Raw genomic sequence first — 2,421 nt, forward strand, 5'->3', positions numbered from 1 at the left:
CGGCCAGCACCAGCGCCGGGTCGGCCATGAGCGCCATCGCGGCCAGCGCCCGGCGCGCCATGCCGCCGGACCGCTGGTGCGGGTGCAGCCGCGCCACCTCGGGCCCCAGCCCGCGCGAGGCCAGCGCCCGCAGCGCCGCCGCCCCTGGGTCGGCCGCGCCCGCCAGCCTCGCCGAGCGGCGCACCTGCTTGCCCACGGGCGTCACCGGGTCCAGGAACGACGCGGCCTGCGGCAGCAGCGCGAGCTCCCGACCGGCCAGCGCGCGCCGCGCGTCCGGGCTCACCACCTCACCCTCGAAGCGCACCTCGCCGCTCTCCTCGGCGTTGGGCGGCAGCATCCCCAGCACGGCGTGCGCCAGCAGCGTCTTGCCCGCCCCGCTCGCGCCGACCAGCGCCACCACCTCGCCCCGGTCCGCGCGCAGGTCCATGCCCGACAGCGCCACCACGGTCCGGCGGCGCAGCCCGCGCTCGTACTGGCCGAACCGCACGCCCAGCGCGTCGATCTCCAGCAGGCTCACAGGTGGTGGCTCCTCGGGTCCAGCAGCGCGCGCAGGTGCTCGCCCACGCCGTCCACGGCCTTCACGACCAGCAGCAGGCACGCGCCGGGCAGCAGCGCCAGCCACCACGCGCCCGCCGACAGGAACCGCATCGACTCCGACAGCAGCACCCCGATCGACGGCTGCGCCGGGTCCACGCCCATGCCCAGGAACGACAGGGCCGCCTCGTGCAGGATCGCGTGCGGGAACAGCAGCACGAGGCCGACCAGGAACTGCCCGGTCAGGTGGCCCGCGACGTGCCTGCGGGCGACCCACCAGCGGCTGCGGCCGAGCTGGGTGGCCACGAGCGCGTAGTTCGAGCCGACCACGCCGCGCGCCCGGCCCCGCAGCACGCGGGTCAGGGTCGGCCAGTGGGTCAGCGCGACGGCGAGGATGACCGAGCCGGTGCCGCCGCCGAGCGCGAACGCCAGCAGGATCAGCAGCACCAGGTGCGGCAGCGCGAGGAACAGGTCGACCAGCCAGCCGACGGCCGCGTCGGCGCGCCTGCCGCCGACCGTGGCCAGGCACGCCAGCACCAGGGCCACCAGCGCGGAGATCGCCGCCGCGCAGGTGCCGACCAGCAGGCTCAGCCGCAGCCCGGACAGGGTCCTGGCCAGCACGTCGCGGCCCAGCCAGTCGGTGCCGAACCAGTGCGCGGCGGACGGCGGCTGGTTGCGCTGGGACAGCGCGGTGGTCTGCGCGGCTTCCCCGGCCAGGGCGCCCGCGACGAGCACGGCCGCCACCACCAGCAGGGAGCAGCCCAGCAGCACCAGGGTCCGGGTGCGGCGGTCGGCGGTCAGCGCGCTCACCGCTCACCCGCCCGGAGCGCGACCCTCGGGTCGACGGCGGCGTGCACGCGGTCTCCGATCGTGTTGCCGACGAACACCAGCACGGCGGTGAACAGGGCGATGCCCAGCAGCAGCGGCACGTCCTGGGACATCGCCGCCTGCGTGGTCGCCGCCCCGAGGCCGGGGTAGGAGAACACCTGCTCGGCCAGCACCGAGCCGCCGAACAGCTCGCCGAGCGAGCCGAACTGGAGCAGCAGGGCGGGACCGGCGGCGCCCCGCAGCACCCGGTGCGCGACCAGGCCGATCCCCCGGTCGCCCTGGGCGCGGGCGAACGCGACGTGGTCGGAGGCGAGCGCCTCGATGACGGCGTGCCGGGTGTGCAGCACGACGGGCGCGACGCCGACGACGCTCAGGGTCAGCGCGGGCAGCGCGAGGTGGGCCAACCGGTCCAGGACGGTCACCTCGGCGGCGGGCACGCCGATCGGCACCGCGCAGCACACCGGGGCCCAGTTCAGCGAGACCGCGAAGACGTAGAGCAGCAGCAGGCCGACCCAGAACACCGGGGCGGACGCCAGCGTGTACGCCCACCAGGTGATCACCCGGTCGGTGGGCTTGCCGCGCCGCGCGCCCGCGAGGACGCCGAGGGCGAAGCCGAGCAGCCCGGACAGCAGCCAGGCCAGCGCCATCAGGCCCAGGCTGGCGGTGAACCGGTCGCCGATCACCTCCAGCACGGGGCGGTTGAACGTCGGGGAGAACCCGAAGTCGCCCCGGACCAGGTTGCCCAGCCAGGACAGGAACCGCTGCGGCGCGGGCTCGTCCAGGCCCCAGCGCTGGGCGATCAGCTCGCGCTGCTCGGGGCCCAGGCGCGCCACGTCCGCGCCGACGTAGGCGCTCACCGGGTCCACCGGCGAGTTGACCATCAGCGTGAAGGTGCCCGCGGCGACGGCGGCCAGCAGCAGCGCCAGGCGGCCGAGCTTGGCCACCACGCGCACCGCCGGGTTGCGCGCGCCGCGCGAGCGGCCGGGGCGGGCGGCCTGCTCGTCGGGGCGGTCGATCCCGTCTCCGGGCTCCCCCGCCCCGCCGAGCTTGGCCGCGCCG

General features: G+C 76.7%; 3 protein-coding genes. All 3 read right to left on the bottom strand.

Annotation, left to right across the window (positions count from 1 at the left end; all coding sequences use genetic code 11):
- Positions 1-517, bottom strand: a 517-nt coding sequence (locus tag ACTUAL_RS22275) for an ATP-binding cassette domain-containing protein (RefSeq protein WP_440901605.1), incomplete at its 3' end; no start/stop codon positions are given.
- The gene (locus ACTUAL_RS22280) at positions 514-1,344 is read right to left on the bottom strand and encodes an ABC transporter permease (RefSeq protein ID WP_440901606.1); all 831 of its coding nucleotides are present in this window, start codon (positions 1,342-1,344) and stop codon (positions 514-516) included. The genes ACTUAL_RS22275 and ACTUAL_RS22280, both read right to left, overlap by 4 nt.
- On the bottom strand, positions 1,341-2,421 hold a 1,081-nt coding region (locus ACTUAL_RS22285), incomplete at its 5' end, for an ABC transporter permease (protein ID WP_440901607.1). The genes ACTUAL_RS22285 and ACTUAL_RS22280, both read right to left, overlap by 4 nt.

It is taken from the genome of Actinosynnema sp. (assembly GCF_052038725.1).